Origin of the sequence: Candidatus Binatus sp. (genome assembly GCF_036567905.1) — a bacterium.
In the GTDB taxonomy this organism is placed as follows: domain Bacteria; phylum Desulfobacterota; class Binatia; order Binatales; family Binataceae; genus Binatus.
In genome coordinates this window covers 30,112-49,247 of sequence record NZ_DATCTO010000084.1, presented here as the reverse complement: position 1 = coordinate 49,247, position 19,136 = coordinate 30,112, and the positions used below count along the sequence as shown (strand labels likewise).

Sequence of the window (19,136 nt, the reverse complement as noted above, 5' to 3'; positions counted from 1 at the left end):
CCAATGCTCCACAGCCGCAACCTTACGCGCGCGCGGGCTTGGTGCGCGGCGCGGGCCGGTTGCGAGGCTTGCCGCGCGGCCGTCCCGGCGGACCGCCTTGCACCCACGAGCGGCCGGTGCGCCGAAAATCGAGCCTCAGCGGCGTGCCGACAAGTTCCAGGGACTTTCGAAATCGCGTTTCGATGAAGCGTATGTAATGCGCCGGGATGCCGTGTTCGACGTTGGTGAAAAATCGAAGCCGCGGCGGCGCGCTGCCGACCTGCGTCACGTACATCAGGTTCAATCGCCGCCTGTCCACCTGCGGCGGATCCATCGCGGCCGTCGCCTCGGCCAGCGTTCGATTCAGCCGCGAAGTCTGAAAGACTGCACGCCACGAATCTCCGGCCTGGGTCGCAGCCGGGATGATCCCGTCCACCCCGTCGCCGGTGACCGCTGACGTGAACACCATCGTCGCATAGTCGAGGAACGGGTAGCGCTCGTGCGCGTCGCGGACGAAAGCCGCCAGCTTGCGCCCCTGCTTTGCCGCCACGTCCCATTTGTTGCACACGATCACCATCGCGCGATCGCTGCTGTCCACCAGCCGCGCCAGCCGCGCATCCTGGTCGGTGATTCCCTCGCTCGCGTCGATCACCAGCAGCACAACGTTGGCGCGCCGAATCGTTTCGATCGCCCGGCCCACCGAATGATGCTCCAGCTCGCCTTCGACGCGCGGCGGCCTGCGGATTCCCGCCGTGTCGATCAACAGCACGTCGCGGCCCTGTGCGGAAAGCCGCACGTCCACCGGATCGCGCGTCGTACCGGGGCTGTCGTCCACGATCGCGCGCTCGAAACCCGAGAGCCGGTTGAGGATCGACGACTTCCCCACGTTGGGGCGGCCGATAAGCGCCAGCCTCAAGTCGGGAGATGCGGCCACGGCGCCTTCAAGCCTGGGCAGCCGCGCGACGACTTGATCGAGTAGCTCGCCGATTCCGCGCCCGTGCGCCGCCGAGATGAAAAACAGCTCGTCGCCGCCGAGCGCGTAGAACTCAGCCGCCTCGGCCTCCTGTCCCGGCCGATCGATCTTGTTGACCGCCATGATCAGCGGGCATCCGGTTTCGCGCACCAGCGCCAGCGCCTCGGCGTCGGCCTCGCCGAGCCCGCCCCTGCCATCGAGCATGAACACCACGACGTCAGCCACGCCCACCGCGGCCAGCGCCTCGCCGACGATCCGTTCGGTCATCCGCTCATGCCCGCCAAGCTCGAGGCCGCCGCTATCGGCCACGATGAATTCGCGGTCGCCGTGGATCGCGCGGGCGAAATTGAGGTCGCGCGTAGTGCCGGGAATCGCGCTGGTAATCGCGCGGCCGCCCCTGGTGATTCGATTGAACAGCGTGGACTTGCCCGCGTTCGCGCGGCCAACCAGCACCACTGCCGGCAGACCCTCGGCCGCAATCCGCCGCGCCTCGGCGCCAGACGCTGCGCGCGAATTCGTCACAGTCCGAACTCCGCGAGCTTGCGCGGATCGCGTGTCCAATCGCGCTCGACTTTGACGATGATTTCCAAAAACACGCGCGCGCCGAGGATTTCTTCGAGCTCGAGGCGCGCCGCCGTACCGATCTCCTTGAGCGTGCGCCCGCCCGCGCCAATCAGCATGCCTTTGTGCGACTCGCGATCGACAACCACCGTCGCGCCGATCCGCTTGAGCTTGCGCTCCGCGTCGTCTTCGAACTTCTCGACCCTGACGGCGGTCGAGAACGGAATCTCCTGGCGCATCTTGAGAAAAATTTTCTCGCGGATGATTTCCTCGGCAATCATCCGTTCGCTCTGATCGGTGTACTCATCGGGCGACATCAGTGCCGGGCTCACCGGGAGCATCCGCTTGAGGGTCAGCAACAGCTCGTCGATATTCTCGCCGCTCAGTGCGCTGACCGGCACGATCTCGGCGCCAGGATATCCGCGGTTGATTTCCTCGATCAGCGGCAGCAGTTGAGCGCGCGGGACGCGATCGACCTTGTTGATCGCAACGATCGTAGGGCGGCCCAGCGCGCGGATGTCAACCAGCACGGCGCGATCGCCGGGGTTGAGATGATCGCCTGCTTCAACCACGGCCAGAATGACTTCGCCCTCCGCGATCGCGCGCCGCGCCACCTGCACCATGCGCTGATTCAGTTGCTGCTTCGCCTCATGAAGTCCGGGCGTGTCGATCAACAGGATCTGGGCGTCGGCGTCGCTGCGGATACCGAGAATTCGCCGCCGCGTGGTCTGCGGACGCGGCGTGACGATCGCGACCTTGTGGCCCACCAGCCGATTCACCAGCGTCGATTTGCCGACGTTGGTGCGGCCGGCGACCGCCACGAATCCGGCGCGATGCTCACCCATGGCGCTCACCGCGCTCTTCTTCGATCCGCTCCAGCGCGAGGCGCGCCGCCGCCTGTTCGCTCTGCTTCTTGCTGCCACCCTCGGCCACGCCGAGATCGCGGCCCGCGATTCTGATTCGGGTGGTAAAGCGCCTGGCGTGATCGGGCCCCTCCGTCGCGATCAGTTCGTACACCGGCTGCGTGCGAAAATTCCGGTGCGCGATTTCCTGCAATTCGGTTTTGTAATCGCGCTCCGCAGCCGGTCCGCCGATATCGCCGGTGAACAGGCGCTCGACCACTTGTTGCGCCGGCGTGAGTCCGCCGTCGGTGTAGATGGCGCCGATCACCGCCTCGAACACCGCCGCAAGAATCGAGGTCTTCTCGCGCCCACCGCTTTTTTCCTCGCCTTTCCCCAGCCGCATCATCTCGTTCAATTCAATCGCCTGCGCCTTCAGCGCCAGCGTGCGCGCGTTTACAATCGACGCTCGCTGCTTGGACAGCGGGCCTTCTTTCGCGGTCGGAAACTTGCGCATCAGCAGGTCTGCGATCGCAAGATCGAGCACCGCATCCCCAAGGAACTCCAGCCGCTCGTAATGGACGTCGCTGGCGACCGCGGCGCTCGGATGCGTCAGCGCGGTCTCCAGCAGATCCGCTCGCGCGAACGAATAGCCCAGCACGCGCTCGAGTTTAGTGCGGGAACCTTCAGCAGGCCCGGGGGCAGGCGGTATCGTCCGCCCACGGCCGAACAATCTGCCCAACCAGCTGCGCGCCTTCAACGGTTGACGCCTCCACCTCGACTTCGCAATTTGTCAGTTCATCGGGCCCCTGCGTCGATACCCGCACGTAGTTGCGGCTGTAGCCCTGGAGCTCGCCACCCGGCCCGCGTTCTTCAAGTAATACCTTAAGTTTCGTCCCGACGAATCGCCGGGCGAATTCGACCCGCTTGCGCTCGCCCAGCGCGCGCATCAGCCCGGCGCGCCGCTTGATCTCCAGCGGCTTCACCCGGCCGGAAAACTTCGCCGCCGTGGTCCCGGCCCGGACCGAATACGGAAACACGTGAAAATACGCGATCGGCATCGACTCGACGAAATTAAAGTACGACTCGAAATGCGCTCCCGTCTCACCCGGAAAACCCACAATCAGGTCGGTGCCAATCGCCGCATCGGGCCACGCGCGTAAAACGCGCTCGACGCGATCGCGAAAATAGCCGCGCTGATAACGCCGCCGCATCCGCGATAGAGTTTCGTCGTCGCCCGACTGCAGCGGCAGATGCAGATGCGGGCAGAATGTTGCGCTGCTCGAGATTATTCCGAGGATACGGTCGCTCAATTCTTCGGGATCGAGCGAGCTTATCCGCACCCGCTCCAGCGGGCATCGCTCGGCGATCATCTCGAGCAAATCGGCGAGATCGACCCGCGGCTCGAGATCCCTGCCGTAGCCGCCGAGATGAACCCCGGTAAGAACCACTTCCTTGAAGCCGCGCGCGTGAAGATCGTCGAGCGCCGCCATCACTCGTCGCGGCTCGACGCTGCGCGAGGCGCCGCGCGAAAACGGAACGATGCAGAATGTGCAGAATTGATCGCATCCCTCCTGCAATTTCAGAAACGCGCGCGTATGACCGTCCAGCGTGACCGCGGCCAGTTCAATCGGCCCCTTTTCCTTGCGCAGATTCGTGACCATCACGCGCTCGCCCGCTCCTGAAGCGGCTGCGCGCACGAGCTCGTCGAGCATCCCGAGCCCGATCACGGCATCGACCTCCGGCGCCTTCGCGAGCACGTCGGGGTTCGCTTGCGCCAGGCATCCGGTCATAACCACGCGGGCATTCGGATTGAGCCGCCGCGCGCGCCGCGCGATACGCAGGCTCTCCGCGTCGGCGCGATCGGTGATCGTGCAGGTGTTGACGATATAGACGTCGGCTTGCTCGCTGAACTCGCGGCGTTCCATCCCGCGTGCGCTCAGGCGCGACTCGATGATCGCCGAATCGTACTGATTGACCTTGCATCCGAGCGTTGCGATCGCGAAGCGCGTTGCCATAGTCAGTTCGCTTGCTCTTGCGTGATCGCCCGCTCGATAAATCCGCCGCCGAGCACTTCCTCGCCGCGGTAAAAAACGCACGCCTGTCCCGGTGTCACTGCGGGACCGCCCGACGCGAAGCGAATCTCCGCCCGGCGCCCTGAATCGACGCGCATCGTTGCCGCGATCGCGCGATGCCGATGGCGAATCTTTACCTCGACCCTCAGCTCGCGCCCCGGCGCAATGGAATTATCGACCAGGCTGATTCGATTCGCGATCAGGCCCGGAGAATCGAGTTCCTCGCGCCGCCCGGCCACGACCTCGCCCGACCCGGCCCGAATCTCGCGGACGTACAGCCGCTGCCCACTGGCGACACCGAGGCCGCGCCGCTGTCCTATCGTGAATCGATGCACGCCCGAGTGAGCGGCGAGCCGTCTTCCGTCGCTGTCGATAACCGACCCGGGGCGGAGTTGTGCGGGATCGCTTTGACGCTCGACAAAACTCGCGTAATCGCCGTCGGGAACGAAGCAGATTTCCTGGCTCTCAGGCTTGTCCGCGGTGGCAAGGCCCAAAGCGCGCGCGCGCGCCCGAACTTCGGTCTTGGTCATGGCGCCAAGCGGGAAAATTGTTCGCGCGAGTTCGTCCTGCCCCAGCGTGAAGAGAAAATACGACTGATCCTTCGAGTCGTCGGCGGCGCGCAGCAGATGAAATCTGCCGTCTGTCCCCTGCTCTATTCGGGCATAATGTCCGGTCGCGACGTAGTCGGCCGCAAGTGCGCGGGCGCGGCTCCACAGGCGATCGAATTTGATCTCGCGATTGCACATCACGCACGGATTCGGCGTGCACCCGCCCAGATATTCGGAGACGAAGTTATCGACCACGCGCGCGGCGAAGTCGGCGCGCAAATCAATCACGTAGAACGGAAAATCCATCCGCTCCGCCACCCGGCGCGCATCTTCGAAGTCGTCATGCGAGCAGCAGGTGCCGCGGCGCTTCGCAATTGGCGCAGACGGCTCGGGTGCGAGCCGCATCGCCACGCCGACCACGTCGTAACCCTGCTCGCGCATAATCGCCGCCGCGACGGAGCTGTCCACCCCGCCCGACATCGCAACCAGCACTCGCGGCCTCATCGCGCGCTAGCCTCCGACAGAGGTTCGGCGGCCTCGACGCGCCGCCACACTTCCGGGATGAGCGCCGCGACGGCTTCGATTTCCGGTGCGGTGTTGTTCCAACCGAGGCTGATTCTGAGCGAGCTGCGCGCGTCGGCAACGCTGCGGCTCATCGCGCGCAACACGTGCGACGGCTCGACGGCTCCTGCCGCGCACGCCGAGCCCATCGAAACTTCAATCCCTTCGAGATCGAGCGCAATCAGCAGGCTCTCGCCAAGCACGCCCGGAAACGTCAGGTTGAGCGTATTCGGAAGCCTGCCAGCCATCGGGCCGTTCAAGCGAAGACCGGGAATCGCCTCGCGGATACGCGCCAACAGCGACGCGGCGAGCGAACCGATTCGAACCGACTCTGCCGCCATCGCATCCATCGCGGCCTCGGCCGCCGCGCCGAAAGACACTGCGCCAAGCAGATTCGGCGTGCCTGCTCGCATGCCGCTTTCATGCGGCCCGCCGAAAACGATTGGCGCCAGGCGCGCAAAGTCGCGGACGTACAAAGCGCCAACTCCCGAATGCGCGCCAAGCTTGTGGCCGCTCAGTGTCATCAGATCGCATCCCAGCGCCGCGATATCGACCGGGATTCGCCCGACGGCCTGCGCCGCATCGATATGAAACAACGCATCGGCCTCGCCGCACATCGATGCGAGCGGAGCGAGATTCTGAATCGTTCCGACTTCGGAGTTCGCCAGTCCGAGCGTGACGAGTGCGGTCCGGCTATCGAGCACGGCGAGCACGCATTCGGGATCGACGCGTCCGTCGGAGTCGGGCGCGACTCGCAGTACCTCAAAGCCACGGCGCTCGAGTTCCGCAATCGGAGCGAGGATCGATGAATGCTCGATCTCGGATGAAATAATTTTACGGCGTCGAGAGGCCGCGGTGATCGCGCCGAAGATGGCAAGATTGTTCGATTCGGTGCCGCCGCTGGTAAACACGATCTGCCGCGGCTCGGCGCCGATGATCGCCGCGACCTGCGCGCGCGCAACCTCGAGCATCCGGCGCGAACGCTGGCCCGAGCGATGCACCGACGAGGGATTTCCACCCGTGTCGGCCAGCAGGCGGGAGACCGCGGCGGCAGCCTCGGCGCGAACCGGAGCGCCTGCATTATGATCGAGATAAATCGGCATGGACGGTTTTCTTCGCCACCAGTGCGGCGCCCAGCTTAGCTTACGCCGATCGGCGGAAAAAGACGGGGCGACAATAGATCTACCGTTTGTTACGATCTTGTCGGACAGCGCAATCACATTTTCAATTTTCAACGGAGGAGGAAAAAATGTCGAACCACTTTACCGGACTCAGTCTCGGCCCGCCTCTTGGGGACCAAAGACTCGACCTCTGCGACCTCTACGCATTCCAGGCGCCGACGGATCCATCGCGGACCGTGCTCATCCTCAATGCAAATCCAAATGCCGAAGCACTCCATCCCGACGCCATCTACCGGCTCAATATCGACAACGACGGAGACTGCTTGACGGACATCGCGATCAGTTACGTGTTCTCGCCGCCGCAAAACGGCAAGCAGACCGTAACCGTCTTCGTGGCAAAAGGCGCGGAGACTCGCTCGCCCGAAGCCGTCGGGAAGAAAATCATCACCGCCGCCGAGGTCTCCTTCGGCGCCAAACCCAACATCGTCAAGTCCGGCGGCTATACGTTCTTCGCCGGCCGTCGCAGCGACGCCTTCTTTTTCGACTTCGACGGAATCAAGGCTCTGTTCGATATCAGGGGCAAACGGAACTTCACCGAGCCGCACCTCGGCGCCAAATCGCCATGGACCGGCGTGGATTCGAATACCGAGGCCAACGTGTTCTCGACGGTGATCGAGCTGCCGACGAGTGAACTCGGCGCCAAGCCCGAGATCCGCATCTGGGGGCGATGCAGCGTGCGGCGCGACGGGAAGCTGCTCCATGTCGATCGCGCCGGTCACCCGTCGGTCAGCAGCTTCTTCAACACCGACGAGACCAAAGAAGAATACAACGCCGGCGAGCCGGCTAACGATCGCAAGCGCTGGCTCGATCAGTTCGTCCACTTGATGGGGCATACCGGCAATTACACCCGGGAAGAAGCGATTGCCGCGATCGACGCCGACCGCCTCCTGCCCGACATGCTGAGCTTCAATCCTTCGAAGCCCGCGAAGTATCCCAACGGCCGCGTTTTTGCCGACGATGTCATCGACCACCGCCTCGCCTTCCTTTCCAAGGGCGACATTCCGCCCGACGGACTCAAGCCGCATACCGACTTGCTCAAGCAGTTCCCGTACATCGGCACGCCGCATCCGAAGAAAAGCTAGCGGCATGCGCGAGAGACTGGTTTTTCGAGTGTGAGAGAATCGGGCGTGCTCGGATGCTCGCTCGCGTCCTATCTTGCGCGCGCCGGCGCATTCTCGACGGCCCGCGAAGACCGCGGACGCGCGCCGTTGTGCTTGCTCGCCGCCTTCGCCCGCGGCTTCACGTTATCCTTGTGCAGCTTGTATTCGATCGAGTCAACCAGCGCCTGCCAGCTCGCCTCGACGACGTTGCTCGACAATCCAACCGTGCCCCATCGGCGCTTGCCGTCGGTCGATTCGATCAGCACCCGAACTCGCGCCTCGGTGCCGGCGCCGTTGTCGAGCACGCGGACTTTGTAATCGACCAACTGCATCGCCTCGAGATTGGGATAGTACGGCAGCAACGCTTGACGCAGCGCCGAATCGAGCGCGTTGACGGGACCGTTGCCGATGGCGGAGTTGCGCGTGCGCACGCCGTCGGGTCCTTCGATCACGACCACCGCCTCGCTGAAAGGCGCGCGGTCCTCATGCCACTTGTCGTCGAAGACGCGGAAACTGACAAAGTTGAAATGCTCTTTGGCCAGCCCGAGCGTGCGCAGCATCAGCAGCTCGAACGAAGCGTCCGCTCCGTCGAAGGTGTAGCCCGCGCCCTCGAGCCGCTTGAGCTCGTCGAGCAACGCGCCGATCTTGTCGTTCGCCGTATCGAGCTCGAGGCCGAATTCTTTGGCCTTGTACACGATATTGGCGCGGCCCGAGAGCTCGGAGAGCAGCACGCGGCGATCGTTGCCGAGCAGCGCGGGATCGACGTGCTCGTAGGTCGCGGTGTTGCGCTGGATTCCCGAGACATGCAGCCCGCCCTTGTGCGCGAACGCGCTGCGGCCGACGTACGGCTGGCGCGCGAACGGCGTGATGTTGGCGAGTTCGTACACCAGCGTCGAGACCTCGCGCATCGTCTTGAGCTTGGCCGGGGGCACGCAATGGTAGCCGAGCTTGAGCTGCAAGTTGGCGATTATCGAAACCAGGTTCGCGTTGCCGCATCGCTCGCCGAAGCCGTTGATCGTTCCCTGCACCTGCACCGCGCCCGCGCGCACGCCGGCAAGGGTGTTGGCGACCGCGACGTCGGAGTCGTTATGACAGTGAATTCCGATCGGGCAGTTGACCGCGGCGCGAGCCGCGGTTACCGCGGCTTCGATTTCGCCGGGCAGGCGTCCGCCGTTGGTGTCGCACAGCGCGATCAGCGTGACGCCCGCGTCGTCAACGGCTTTCAGGCACGCAAGCGCGTACTCGGGATTGTGAAAGTAGCCGTCGAAGAAATGTTCGGCGTCGAAAATCGCCTCGTCGAAGTTTTTTTTCAGAAACGCGATCGTGTCGTTGAGGATTTCGAGATTTTCGTTCAGCGGGATTCGCAGCGCCTCGCGGACGTGCATGTCCCAGGTCTTGCCGACCACGGTCGCGACTTGAGTCCCGGTGCGCAGGATCAATTGCAGATTGCGATCGGCCGCGGCGCGTACTCCGGAGCGGCGAGTCGTGCCAAAGGCCGCTATCTTGGCGTGGTGAATTTTGATCTTCTTGATCTCTTTGAAAAACGCCGCGTCGCGATCGTTCGAGCCCGGCCATCCGCCCTCGATGTAATCGAAACCGAGATCGTCGAGACGTTGGGCAATCGTGACCTTGTCCGAGACCGTCAGCGAGACGTCTTCGGACTGGCATCCGTCGCGCAATGTGGTGTCATAAACCTGGATATGTTTTGCATCCGCCATCGGACTCAAACCGTCTCCCGCGGCGCGGCGTTCGAGCCGCCGCCGCCGTTGACAAACGCGTCGTGCAGCGCGCGCATCGCGAGTTCCCCGTATTTCGAATTGACCACGACCGAGACCTTAATCTCCGAGGTCGAGATCATCTCGATATTAATCCGTTCCGCCGCCAGCACCTGGAACATCGAGGCCGCGACCCCCGCATGCGTGCGCATTCCAACTCCGACCACCGAAACTTTGGCGACCTGATCGTCATGCCGCACGCCCGACGCGCCGATTTCCTTCGCGGTACGCGTGACGATTTCGAGCGCGCGGCCGAGATCTTCGCGCCCGATCGTGAACGTCATGTCGGTGTGGCCGTCGGCGCTGGCGTTCTGGATGATCATGTCCACGACGATTCCCGCGGCGGCGATCGGGCCGAAAATCTTCGCCGCCAGACCGGGTCGATCCTCGACCCCGGCAACGGTTATCTTGCTTTGATTCTGGTCGAGCGTTACGCCCGAAACGAGCACGTCCTCCATTGACAAATCCTCTTGTCCAACCCACGTCCCCTCGGCTTCACGGAAGCTGGAGCGGACGACGAGCGGCACATTGTAACGTCGGGCGAGTTCAACCGAACGGGTTTGCAGGACCTTTGCCCCGAGTCCCGCCATCTCGAGCATCTCATCATACGAGATGCGGCCGAGTTTTTTTGCCTTGGGGCAGACGTTGGGATCGGCGGTATAGACGCCGTCCACGTCGGTGTAGATTTCGCAGGTGTCGGCTTTGAGCGCGGCTGCCAGCGCCACCGCGGTCAGATCCGACGCGCCGCGGCCCAGCGTCGTGATATCGCCGGCGGGGTTGACGCCCTGGTAGCCGGCGACCACGACGATCTGCCCGGCGTCGAGAGCGCGCATCACCCGATCGCATTGCACGGATTTGATTCGCGCCCGGCCATGATTCGAGTCGGTGGTCAGGTTCATTTGAAAAGCCAGAAAAGAAACCGTCGGATGTCCCATCGACTGAAGCCGGATCGCGAGCAGCGCAGCCGAGACCTGCTCTCCGGTCGCGACCAGCACGTCAGTCTCGCGCGCGTTGGGCGAGTCGCTCAGTTCGGAAGCGAGCTTGAACAACCGATTGGTCTCGCCCGCCATCGCGGAAACGACCACGACAATCCGATTGCCGGCGTCGCGCGACCTGACCACGCGATCGGCGACCGCCTTGATTCGCTCGATCGATCCGACCGAAGTTCCGCCGTATTTTTGAACGACCAATCCCAATGCAATGACCCTATCCGCCTTAAAAAAAGGGGCAATTTAGTATTATGTGCGGAAAATGGGCCTCAAACCAGCCCCCTGCCGAACTGAACGGTCCCGCGCCCCTTAAGCGAAGCGGCGCTTCAGCTTGGAAATAATCTGCGCGTGTCGCGAATCCACCGCGCTGAACTCGATCCGGCGGAGATTCGCACCGGCGTAACTGATCCGGACTGCCAGGTATTCCATCTCGGCGCCGCCGCGCAGACGCTCGAACCATTCGACGGCCGCGACACCTTCGGAAAATAAGTATTCGCGAAGGCCCAGGTCGTCGAGCGTCGCCTCTTCGAGCCGATACAGATCGATATGATACAGCGGCAAGCGGCCGTGATGCTCCTGGATCATCGTGAAGGTCGGGCTCAGGATGTCCTCTTCGCGCAGGCTCAGTCCCCGCGCGAGCCCTTTGATAAAGCAGGTCTTGCCCGCGCCGAGATCGCCGATCAGGCCGAGCAACTCGCCACCTTCGAGCAGCGACGCCAGCCGCCGTCCCCACGATTTGGTCTCGTGCGGCGATCCGCTCTCGATCACCATCGTGACCACGCTCGCGCCCGCTTCTACAGCCTCATTAGCCATCGCGATTACTCAGTTACTATTATACTGCAACTACTGAGTTAGTGCTTCCAGCGCCGCCGGCAGCTCGTCAATGAGGTCGCCGGCGATATAGCCAACGCGCCCCATCCGCGCCGCGACGCGATCGGCCGCGTAGCCGTGAAGAAAAACCCCGAGCGCGAGAGCGTCGGTCGGGCGCATCTTCTGCCCCAGCAGCGCGCCGACGATTCCCGAGAGTGCGTCACCGATGCCGGGCGTGGCCATCCCGGGATTGCCGGTCGAGTTGATATAGACGACGCCGTCGGGAGAGGCGATAACGGAGCGCGCGCCCTTTATCAGCACCGACGCTCCGGTTCGCTGCGCCAAAGTGCGCGCGGCAGACACACGATCATCGTTGATAATCGCCGGCGTCACGCCGAGCAGGCGCGCGGCTTCTCCCGGATGAGGCGTCAGCACTACAGGACCGCGCGCCCGCCTTAAAGCTTCGCAACCGATCGCGGCCAGCGCGTTGAGTCCGTCGGCATCGATCAGCATCGGACGCTCGCGCTCGGATGCGTCTGAAATCAGCCATTCGACCAGGCGCCTGGTGTCATCGCTGACGCCCATTCCCGGCCCCACGATCAACGCGTTCATCCCTTCGATTATCATCTTCAACGCCTCGGGCGCGTGAACGCCGTCAAAATGGCCGTCGCGATCGGCGATCGGCTCGGTCATCAGTTCGGCCTGCCCCGCCGCGACGATTGGCTGGATCGACTCTGGCACCGCCGCCGTAACCAGGCCCGCGCCCGCCCTCAAAGCGGCGCGCGAAGCGAGCAGGACGGCGCCGGACTTGCCGCGGCCGCCGGCGATTACCAGCGGATGTCCATACATTCCCTTGTGCGAATTCACCGGCCGCGCACGAATCAAATGCCGCACGTCGTCGCGCTCGAGAAATCGGCCGCGAGGCGCTATCTCTTCAATCGCGCGCGCGGCGAAACCTATATCGACGATCCGCAACTCGCCGGATTGCGCAGCGCCAGGAAATGAAACGTGGCCGAACTTCGCGAACCCGAATGTCACCGTGAGCGAGGCTCGGAGCGCCGCACCCATGACCGCGCCGGTGTCCGAGTTCACGCCCGACGCGATATCGACGGCGACCGTGGGCGCCGCGAATGAATTAACAATCTCGATCGCGCGCCGCGGCGCGTCTTTGATCTCCGCGTTCAGTCCCGTGCCGAAAATCGCGTCGATAACGGCGCTCGGGCGCTTGCTCAGCGCGGCTTCGAGGCTGGACTCGCCTGATGCCTCGATCGCCTTGCCACCGGATGCGCGGAACTCCGCATGCGCACGCGCGGCATCGCCCTTCAAGTCCGCCGCGCGACCGAGCAGAACGGCTCGCACGCCGAAGCCGTCCTGGATCAGCCGTCTTGCCGCGACGAATCCGTCGCCGCCGTTGTTGCCCCTGCCCGCCACGACCAGCACATCGGCGGCGGCTTCGGGGAAGCGCTCGACCAGCGCGCCGGCAACAGCCTCGCCCGCGCGCGTCATCAGCAGGTAGGACGAAATTCCGTACTTTTGCTGGCTGATGCGATCGAGTTCGCGGCTTTCGGCGGCGTTGAGTAAAATCATCGTCGGCTGTCCTGAGGCAGATATTACACCATGCGCGAGAGGCGTGAATGCGGGCGGCCGTGAAAAACTGGACTGGCTGGCCGACTCTGGTAGGCTCGGAATTGAAATGATTCGCCTCAGCGTCAACGTCAACAAAATCGCGACGCTCCGAAATGCGCGCGGCGGAAATATTCCCAACGTGGTCGAGGCGGCACGCACCTGTATCGCCGCCGGATGCCACGGGATAACGGTGCATCCGCGCCCTGACGCGCGGCATATCACGTTTCAGGACGTGTTCGATCTCGCCGCGATGCTGACGGTCGAGTTCAACATCGAAGGATACCCGGGCGCGGAGTTTCTTGACCTCGTGATGCGCGTCAAGCCGGCGCAGGTGACTCTAGTGCCCGACCCGCCCGGCGTGCTGACGTCGAATGCGGGATGGAACCTGGCGAGCGGCGCGGCGGATTGGCTTGGCGACGTGCTCGTCAGGCTGGGCAAGGCGGGCATCCGCACGAGTCTTTTCCTCGAGACCGACGCGCGGCAGATCAGGCGCGCACGAGAACTCGGCGCGGACCGAATCGAGCTGTTCACCGGACCATATGCGAATGCGTTCGGCACACCGGCCGGTCAAGAGATTCTCGCGGCGCATCGCGAGGCCGCGCACCTCGCGCGGGAGATCGGACTCGGCGTGAATGCGGGCCACGACCTCGATCTCAAGAATATGCCGGCCTATGCGAAAGCGGTCAAAGGCTTGCAGGAAGTCTCGATCGGCCACGCGCTGATCTCCGACGCGCTCTACATGGGCCTGACGCGCACGGTGAAGGCATATCTGAAAGCCCTGAATGTGAAGCGCAAGCACGCGAAGCAGGGGTGACCCCTGCACCCACCGTTAAGGCCGCGCTCCGTTGTCGCGCGCGGCCGCTGCCAACGGCTTAATACTGCGCTGCCGTCGCCACGGCCAGGGGCTGCGGCCCCTGCACCCGCAGTGAGAAGACACGAAAATCTGCGCAGCGCATCTTTTCGCGACTACGCGATGGAAGAGCCTGCGGCCGGACAGTCCTTTAATACTGGCCAGCCGTGCCAACGGCCAGGGGTGACCCCTGCACCCAATATTAAAACAAAGATGCGAGCGGAGTTTGCGCTGAGCGAAGCCGAGGGACCCCGGCTCTTTGCCTTTCTCGTCAGAGGCGAGCCAATTTAGGAGGGAGCTTAGTCCAATGACCAGCACCGACATCACTTTCCCCGCCGCCGGCGGCCGTCCGATGCGCGCCGCGTATGCCGCGCCATCCGATTCGCAAAAACATCCCGGCGTAATCGTCATTCACGAAATCTTCGGGCTCAACGACGACATCCGGCGAATCACCGGGAGGGTCGCCGAGCTGGGCTATGCCGCGCTCGCGCCCGACCTCTACGACCGCGACGGTATCCGCCTCATGTGTGTCGCGCGCACCCTGATGACGCTCAATCGCGGCGAGGGCGACGCGTTCCACGACCTCGAGGCAGCGCGCAAATTCATGCAGCAGCAGCCCGGCGTCGACGCCGCGCGCATCGGAGTCATCGGCTTTTGCATGGGCGGCGGATTCGCCCTGATGTTCGCGGCGCGCACTCCGCTGGGCGCCGCCGCGACGTTTTACGGCGACGTGCCCAAGACCACCGAACAGTTGCGCGGCGTATGCCCGGTGCTCGGCGGCTACGGCGCTCAGGACAGGATTTTCGCGGCGCATGGCCGCAGGCTCGAAAAACTGCTCACCGAAATGGGCGTCGATCACGACGTAAAGCTTTACAACGATGCGGGCCACAGCTTCATGAGCCGCAACCGCGGATTGCTCGCGTCGATCGGAAAAATCGGCCCGATGAAGGCGGCTTACAATCCCGACGCCGCCGAAGACAGTTGGAAGCGCATCGAAGCGTTCTTCGGCCGCCACCTCGGCCGGTAGGGAACGCTACTTGCCGCTCAAACCCACGGATTGGCGGGATTTCGCGATTCGCTCGCGCGAGGCCACCAGCGCTTCCACGTTCTTGGCGCCGCGGTAGCCCATCTGATCGGCCAGATATTCGGCCAGCTTGCGCTCCGAGATATTCGGCTTCTGCTTTCGTTTGTCTTCGGCCAGCTCGGCCAGCGTGGTCCGCAGGGTATCCTCGGAGTCCCTGAGCGTTTCCAAGATCGGGGAGGGGATCACAGAATTAATCGGCATGCCTTCACCTGTGTACTATTTGTATGTGCTTATCATAGCACAACCGGGTCGAACGTCTTGCATGCCTTAAGTCAAGCGAAATGCATCCGCTACCCGTGAAAGTTTTGTTCCCCACGCAACATTTTTATTCGGAAGGCGAGAGCTAACTCTGCGGGTCCTTCAAATGGGGATGCGTAGCGTAAAAGAAATCCATCCCGGGAACGCCGCGTGGCGTTTCATCGTCGAATAGCACCGACACCACCCCATAGAATGCGACGATCGTCCAGAACGCGCCGGTCCCGACCGGCGGCAACGCCGCCGTCATCGCTCCAACGACCAGCATCGCGATTGTGTCGCGCAACTGCCAGAGTTCCTGCATCTTGATCGCGACTCCCGGGCCCAACCCGCACCGCCGCGGGCGCGCGACGCCCTACTCTCCGGTCCAGTTGGGCTTTCGTTTCTGCGAAAACGCCAGCGGACCTTCAACCGCGTCCTTCGATCGAAACAGCTTCGCCTGCAAATCGTAATGCTTCGCCAGTGCCGCTTCGACCGGCATCCCAAGTCCGCTCATCGCCGCTTCCTTGGTCGCCTGCACCGACAATGGCGAGCATTCCATGATCTGCCCCGCCCACTTCTCAGCCGTGGCCATGAGATCCTTGAGCGGCACCACCTCGTTGGCGATACCGTAGCGAAGCGCGTCCGCGGCGCTGATGTGCTTGCCCGTAAGCATCATGCCCATCGCGATCTTGAGCGGAATCTGGCGCGGCAGGCGATGCACTCCTCCCGCCGCCGCCATCAGGCCCACGCGCGGTTCCGGCACTCCGAAGCGCGCGTGCTCGGCCGCAATGATAATATCGCAAGCGAGCGCGATCTCGAATCCACCGCCGAGTGCGAATCCGTTAACCGCCGCGATGATCGGCTTGTAAATATCGTAGCGCGCGGTAATCCCCGCGAAGCCGCCCTTGCCGCGAATGGACTCGGCCAGTTTCCCGCTATTCTCCGCGGTCCAGCGCAAATCGTTGCCGGCTGAAAACCCCTTGTCGCCGGCCCCCGTCACGATCGCGACCCACGCCGACTTGTCCGCGACGAAGTCGTCCCACACGCTGTCCATCTCGAGGTGACACGGCGGATGCAATGCGTTCATCCGCTCGGGCCGGTTGAACGTGATGTAGGCGATATGGTTGCGCTTCTCGTACTTGATGAATTTCAGATCCATTTCGTTTTTTCACTCCCTCGCTGATTCTTTCTATGCGTATTCTAATGCTCGTCGAGCAGTTCGAAAAAGGCGTCAATGCTTTGCATCAGTTGCCGCCTGATTTGTGCGCGGCTGCCTTCGATCAGATGCATCGTGACTCGCCCGCTGGTGCCGTCGGCCAGGCTGACCTGCGCATCCTCGACGCCCGCGATGCTGTCCGGATCGAAAATCCGCATCCCATAAACCAGCGATCCGCGCTGCGACGCCCCTTTGACCAAAGTCAGCTTACGCACCATCGGGCTCTACCTCGTTCATATCGGTTGCTCTATAGCATAACGTTGACAATCAAGGATGGTGCTCACAGAATCGCGCCGATGGATCAAATGTTAACTAAAATCCGACTGAGGAAAAAAACCCGATTCTTTCGGTTCGCTCCGCTCGCGGTCATTTCGGCGGCGTTCATGACGGCTTTCGCTGGCTGCGGTCTCGCCTACCAGGCCGGCACTCGCATCAAGGCGACGCGGATGTCGGATTCAATCCAGGTCGGCCAGACTTCGCCCGAGGTGCATCACGCTTGGGGCGAGCCCGACCTGCGAACCTATCTGCCGGGCGATACCGAGGTCTGGAGCTACCCCTACAAGCCCAACAGCAACGACCTCACGGCGGCGCTGCTGTACACCTCGTCCAAGGACGGCGACAAGGGTACCTTCCTCGATTTGAAGTTTGTCGGGGGCAAGCTCGTCTCATGGCAAGAGGCCGAGCATACGGTGCCGGCCAGGGGGCATACGGGCTTCAGCATGGGAATCAACGGCGGGCCGATCGGAAACGGGACCCAGACGCAGCCGGGAGCGGTGCATTACTGAGCATGGCCAATGGCTGCGCGACCGGTCAGCGCCAGGGGGGAACACTACTTGCAGGCAGCCGGAACCATCGTGTCTAATTGAGCGGGAACGGGGGAAATGGTGGTAAGTTCGGTGGGGTGGCATTGTCGTTGAAGATGACTCCATATGACTTGAATCCTTGCGGCTTGGCGCCGGCAGTTTCCGAACTTTCCTGGGGACTTGCCTGATGGCGACCGCCCGAAAAAGCTTCGAAGCAATCCTGCTGGACCGCTCGTGGGTCTCGGCGCAGGACCTCGACAAGGCGCGCCAACGCAAGAAGCCCGGCCAGGAGCTGGCCGACGTGCTGGTCGAGATGGGCGCGCTGGAGCCGCAGCGCCTGTCGCGCGCGCTTGCGCAGGAATACCGGCTGCCGTTCCAGGCCCATATCGACGAGCATTCGCTCGACCCGGGTCTGGTCGCGAAGATTCCGATCAACTACGCCAAGAAAAACCGCGTGCTGCCGCTATCGAGCATCGACGGCACGGTAACCGTGGCGATCGCCGACCCGGCCAACTATGAGCCGCTCGATGACTTGCGAATTCTGTATGGCGCGCAGATACATCCGCTGGTCGCGCCGGCCGAAGTAATCGCCGAAGCAATCAACCGCGCGTACGACCAGGCTTCGGCCACCTCGGCCGAAGACCTGATGATCGATCTCGCCGAAGAGCGGCTCGACGTGGTCGCCAGCGAACTGGCGTCGGAGCCGCTGGACTTGCTCGAGTCCGACGATTCGGCGCCGATCATCAAGCTCGTCAACGGTATCCTGTCGCAGGCGGTCAAGGACCGCGCGAGCGACATTCATATTGAAGTTTTCGAAAAGGAAATGGTGGTGCGCTTTCGCGTCGACGGGATGATGTACGACGTGTTGTCGCCGCCCAAGCGCTTCCAGCCGGCGATCACGTCGCGGGTCAAGGTCATGGCGGGACTCAATATCGCGGAGAAGCGCCTGCCGCAGGACGGCCGAATCCGGCTGCGCATCGCGGGCCGCGACATCGACTTGCGCGTGTCGTCGATACCGACGGCGTTCGGCGAGCGGATCGTGCTGCGCCTGCTCGACCGCGCGCAGGCGGTGGAAGCCATCAACCTCGACCATCTTGGATTTTCCGGCGACAACCTGCAGCGCGTTGACCGGCTGATTCGGCAGAGCCACGGGATCATCTTGGCGACCGGGCCGACCGGCTCGGGCAAATCGACGACGCTGTACGCGTGTCTGAGCCGAATCAACTCGCCCGAGAAGAACATCATTACGATCGAGGATCCGATCGAGTACCAGTTGCGCGGGGTCGGCCAGATGCAGGTGAACCCGAAGATCGAGCTGACCTTCGCCAGCGGTCTGCGTTCGATTCTGCGCCAGGATCCCGACGTGATCATGGTCGGCGAAATCCGCGACAGCGAAACCGCGGAAATCGCAATCCAGGCCGCCTTGACCGGCCATCTGGTGTTCTCGACGCTGCACACCAACGATTCGTTTGGCGCGGTGACGCGCTTGGTGGACATGGGGATCGAGCCGTTCCTGGTCTCATCCTCGATTCTCGCCGTGCTCGCGCAACGCCTGGTCCGCAAGCTCTGCGTTGATTGCCGCGAGCCCTATCGGCCCAGCGAAACCGAACTGGCGCGGATCGGGCTCAAGGGGCTGGACACTACCGCCAAGGTCTGCCGCCCCAAGGGATGCCGCAATTGCCGCAACACCGGCTATCGCGGGCGAATGGCAATACAGGAACTGATGATCATGGACGATGAAATCCGAGCGCTGGTGATGCAGAATGCCGACGCCGCGACGCTGCGCCGCCACTGCACCGGCCACGGGATGACGCTGCTGCGCCAGGACGGCGCGGGCCGCGTGCTGCACGGCGAGACCTCGATCGAGGAACTGCTGCGAGTCACGCAGGAAGACATCGACTAGCGCGCCCGCTTAAGTTTTTTTCACCG

General features: G+C 63.3%; 19 protein-coding genes. 5 read left to right on the top strand and 14 right to left on the bottom strand.

The genetic code is table 11. The features are described 5' to 3' along the window. Positions 1 to 22: 22 nt before the first annotated feature. From der to VIO10_RS13000, 6 genes are read right to left on the bottom strand one after another with little or no spacing between them, the layout of a single operon-like run. Positions 23 to 1,474 (bottom strand): ribosome biogenesis GTPase Der, encoded by a 1,452-nt coding sequence (gene der / locus VIO10_RS13025; RefSeq protein ID WP_331964856.1) that lies wholly within the window; start codon positions 1,472 to 1,474, stop codon positions 23 to 25. Beyond that, positions 1,471 to 2,358, bottom strand: coding sequence for a GTPase Era (era, locus tag VIO10_RS13020; protein WP_331964892.1), 888 nt, complete (start codon positions 2,356 to 2,358; stop codon positions 1,471 to 1,473). Before era ends, der begins: the two co-directional genes overlap by 4 nt. Continuing rightward, positions 2,351 to 3,013 carry a ribonuclease III gene (gene rnc, locus VIO10_RS13015; RefSeq protein ID WP_331964853.1) on the bottom strand — a complete coding sequence of 221 codons (663 nt, stop codon included), beginning with the start codon at positions 3,011 to 3,013 and terminating at the stop codon, positions 2,351 to 2,353. Before rnc ends, era begins: the two co-directional genes overlap by 8 nt. A gap of 25 nt (positions 3,014 to 3,038) precedes the next feature. Next, positions 3,039 to 4,370 carry a tRNA (N(6)-L-threonylcarbamoyladenosine(37)-C(2))-methylthiotransferase MtaB gene (gene mtaB / locus VIO10_RS13010; RefSeq protein WP_331964850.1) on the bottom strand — a complete coding sequence of 444 codons (1,332 nt, stop codon included), beginning with the start codon at positions 4,368 to 4,370 and terminating at the stop codon, positions 3,039 to 3,041. Between the two features lie 2 nt (positions 4,371 to 4,372). Continuing rightward, on the bottom strand, positions 4,373 to 5,479 hold the full coding sequence (gene mnmA / locus VIO10_RS13005; protein WP_331964847.1) for a tRNA 2-thiouridine(34) synthase MnmA: 1,107 nt from the start codon (positions 5,477 to 5,479) through the stop codon (positions 4,373 to 4,375). Then, the gene (locus VIO10_RS13000; protein WP_331964844.1) at positions 5,476 to 6,639 is read right to left on the bottom strand and encodes a cysteine desulfurase family protein; all 1,164 of its coding nucleotides are present in this window, start codon (positions 6,637 to 6,639) and stop codon (positions 5,476 to 5,478) included. Before VIO10_RS13000 ends, mnmA begins: the two co-directional genes overlap by 4 nt. A gap of 146 nt (positions 6,640 to 6,785) precedes the next feature. Here VIO10_RS13000 and VIO10_RS12995 point away from each other — a divergent pair, with 146 nt between their 5' ends. After that, positions 6,786 to 7,799 carry a DUF4331 family protein gene (locus VIO10_RS12995; RefSeq protein ID WP_331964842.1) on the top strand — a complete coding sequence of 338 codons (1,014 nt, stop codon included), beginning with the start codon at positions 6,786 to 6,788 and terminating at the stop codon, positions 7,797 to 7,799. Between the two features lie 68 nt (positions 7,800 to 7,867). Here VIO10_RS12995 and cimA read toward each other — a convergent pair whose 3' ends face one another. The 4 genes from cimA to VIO10_RS12975 form a co-directional block, all read right to left on the bottom strand. Then, entirely contained in the window at positions 7,868 to 9,535 is a 1,668-nt protein-coding gene (gene cimA, locus VIO10_RS12990; RefSeq protein WP_331964840.1) for a citramalate synthase, read from the bottom strand. Positions 9,536 to 9,540: 5 nt separating this feature from the next. Beyond that, a complete protein-coding gene (locus tag VIO10_RS12985) occupies positions 9,541 to 10,788 on the bottom strand; it encodes an aspartate kinase (RefSeq protein WP_331964837.1) in 1,248 nt (415 codons plus the stop codon). A 102-nt stretch (positions 10,789 to 10,890) separates the two neighbouring features. After that, positions 10,891 to 11,394, bottom strand: a complete 504-nt coding sequence (gene tsaE, locus VIO10_RS12980) for a tRNA (adenosine(37)-N6)-threonylcarbamoyltransferase complex ATPase subunit type 1 TsaE (protein ID WP_331964834.1) — start codon at positions 11,392 to 11,394, stop codon at positions 10,891 to 10,893. Positions 11,395 to 11,424: 30 nt separating this feature from the next. After that, positions 11,425 to 12,978: an NAD(P)H-hydrate dehydratase gene (locus tag VIO10_RS12975; protein ID WP_331964831.1), complete on the bottom strand. Its 1,554-nt coding sequence runs from the start codon at positions 12,976 to 12,978 to the stop codon at positions 11,425 to 11,427. A 106-nt stretch (positions 12,979 to 13,084) separates the two neighbouring features. Here VIO10_RS12975 and VIO10_RS12970 point away from each other — a divergent pair, with 106 nt between their 5' ends. Both VIO10_RS12970 and VIO10_RS12965 read left to right on the top strand, forming a co-directional pair. Further along, positions 13,085 to 13,831: a pyridoxine 5'-phosphate synthase gene (locus VIO10_RS12970; protein WP_331964828.1), complete on the top strand. Its 747-nt coding sequence runs from the start codon at positions 13,085 to 13,087 to the stop codon at positions 13,829 to 13,831. A gap of 343 nt (positions 13,832 to 14,174) precedes the next feature. Continuing rightward, positions 14,175 to 14,894 carry a dienelactone hydrolase family protein gene (locus VIO10_RS12965; protein WP_331964825.1) on the top strand — a complete coding sequence of 240 codons (720 nt, stop codon included), beginning with the start codon at positions 14,175 to 14,177 and terminating at the stop codon, positions 14,892 to 14,894. Positions 14,895 to 14,900: 6 nt separating this feature from the next. Here VIO10_RS12965 and VIO10_RS12960 read toward each other — a convergent pair whose 3' ends face one another. The 4 genes from VIO10_RS12960 to VIO10_RS12945 all read right to left on the bottom strand — a co-directional run bounded on the left by VIO10_RS12960 (position 14,901) and on the right by VIO10_RS12945 (position 16,622). Continuing rightward, positions 14,901 to 15,152 carry a hypothetical protein gene (locus tag VIO10_RS12960; RefSeq protein ID WP_331964822.1) on the bottom strand — a complete coding sequence of 84 codons (252 nt, stop codon included), beginning with the start codon at positions 15,150 to 15,152 and terminating at the stop codon, positions 14,901 to 14,903. Positions 15,153 to 15,294: 142 nt separating this feature from the next. Continuing rightward, the gene (locus VIO10_RS12955; protein ID WP_331964819.1) at positions 15,295 to 15,534 is read right to left on the bottom strand and encodes a hypothetical protein; all 240 of its coding nucleotides are present in this window, start codon (positions 15,532 to 15,534) and stop codon (positions 15,295 to 15,297) included. A 27-nt stretch (positions 15,535 to 15,561) separates the two neighbouring features. Further along, positions 15,562 to 16,347, bottom strand: a complete 786-nt coding sequence (locus tag VIO10_RS12950) for an enoyl-CoA hydratase-related protein (RefSeq protein ID WP_331964816.1) — start codon at positions 16,345 to 16,347, stop codon at positions 15,562 to 15,564. A 41-nt stretch (positions 16,348 to 16,388) separates the two neighbouring features. Beyond that, positions 16,389 to 16,622: a hypothetical protein gene (locus tag VIO10_RS12945; RefSeq protein WP_331964813.1), complete on the bottom strand. Its 234-nt coding sequence runs from the start codon at positions 16,620 to 16,622 to the stop codon at positions 16,389 to 16,391. A gap of 165 nt (positions 16,623 to 16,787) precedes the next feature. Between VIO10_RS12945 and VIO10_RS12940 the strand changes: the two genes are divergently transcribed. Both VIO10_RS12940 and gspE read left to right on the top strand, forming a co-directional pair. Then, a complete protein-coding gene (locus VIO10_RS12940) occupies positions 16,788 to 17,189 on the top strand; it encodes a hypothetical protein (protein WP_331964810.1) in 402 nt (133 codons plus the stop codon). Between the two features lie 205 nt (positions 17,190 to 17,394). After that, on the top strand, positions 17,395 to 19,110 hold the full coding sequence (gspE, locus tag VIO10_RS12935) for a type II secretion system ATPase GspE (protein WP_331964807.1): 1,716 nt from the start codon (positions 17,395 to 17,397) through the stop codon (positions 19,108 to 19,110). The last annotated feature ends 26 nt before the right edge of the window (positions 19,111 to 19,136 follow it).

Excerpts from the sequence above, each read along its gene's own strand:
- VIO10_RS13000 (WP_331964844.1), bottom strand. The coding sequence starts at position 6,639 with ATGCCGATTTATCTCGATCATAATGCAGGCGCTCCGGTTCGCGCCGAG.
- mnmA (WP_331964847.1), bottom strand. The coding sequence starts at position 5,479 with ATGAGGCCGCGAGTGCTGGTTGCGATGTCGGGCGGGGTGGACAGCTCC.
- mtaB (WP_331964850.1), bottom strand. The coding sequence starts at position 4,370 with ATGGCAACGCGCTTCGCGATCGCAACGCTCGGATGCAAGGTCAATCAG.
- cimA (WP_331964840.1), bottom strand. The coding sequence starts at position 9,535 with ATGGCGGATGCAAAACATATCCAGGTTTATGACACCACATTGCGCGAC.
- era (WP_331964892.1), bottom strand. The coding sequence starts at position 2,358 with ATGGGTGAGCATCGCGCCGGATTCGTGGCGGTCGCCGGCCGCACCAAC.
- gspE (WP_331964807.1), top strand. The coding sequence starts at position 17,395 with ATGGCGACCGCCCGAAAAAGCTTCGAAGCAATCCTGCTGGACCGCTCG.
- VIO10_RS12965 (WP_331964825.1), top strand. The coding sequence starts at position 14,175 with ATGACCAGCACCGACATCACTTTCCCCGCCGCCGGCGGCCGTCCGATG.
- VIO10_RS12940 (WP_331964810.1), top strand. The coding sequence starts at position 16,788 with ATGACGGCTTTCGCTGGCTGCGGTCTCGCCTACCAGGCCGGCACTCGC.
- VIO10_RS12995 (WP_331964842.1), top strand. The coding sequence starts at position 6,786 with ATGTCGAACCACTTTACCGGACTCAGTCTCGGCCCGCCTCTTGGGGAC.
- VIO10_RS12950 (WP_331964816.1), bottom strand. The coding sequence starts at position 16,347 with ATGGATCTGAAATTCATCAAGTACGAGAAGCGCAACCATATCGCCTAC.
- VIO10_RS12975 (WP_331964831.1), bottom strand. The coding sequence starts at position 12,978 with ATGATTTTACTCAACGCCGCCGAAAGCCGCGAACTCGATCGCATCAGC.
- tsaE (WP_331964834.1), bottom strand. The coding sequence starts at position 11,394 with ATGGCTAATGAGGCTGTAGAAGCGGGCGCGAGCGTGGTCACGATGGTG.
- VIO10_RS12945 (WP_331964813.1), bottom strand. The coding sequence starts at position 16,622 with ATGGTGCGTAAGCTGACTTTGGTCAAAGGGGCGTCGCAGCGCGGATCG.
- VIO10_RS12960 (WP_331964822.1), bottom strand. The coding sequence starts at position 15,152 with ATGCCGATTAATTCTGTGATCCCCTCCCCGATCTTGGAAACGCTCAGG.
- VIO10_RS12970 (WP_331964828.1), top strand. The coding sequence starts at position 13,085 with ATGATTCGCCTCAGCGTCAACGTCAACAAAATCGCGACGCTCCGAAAT.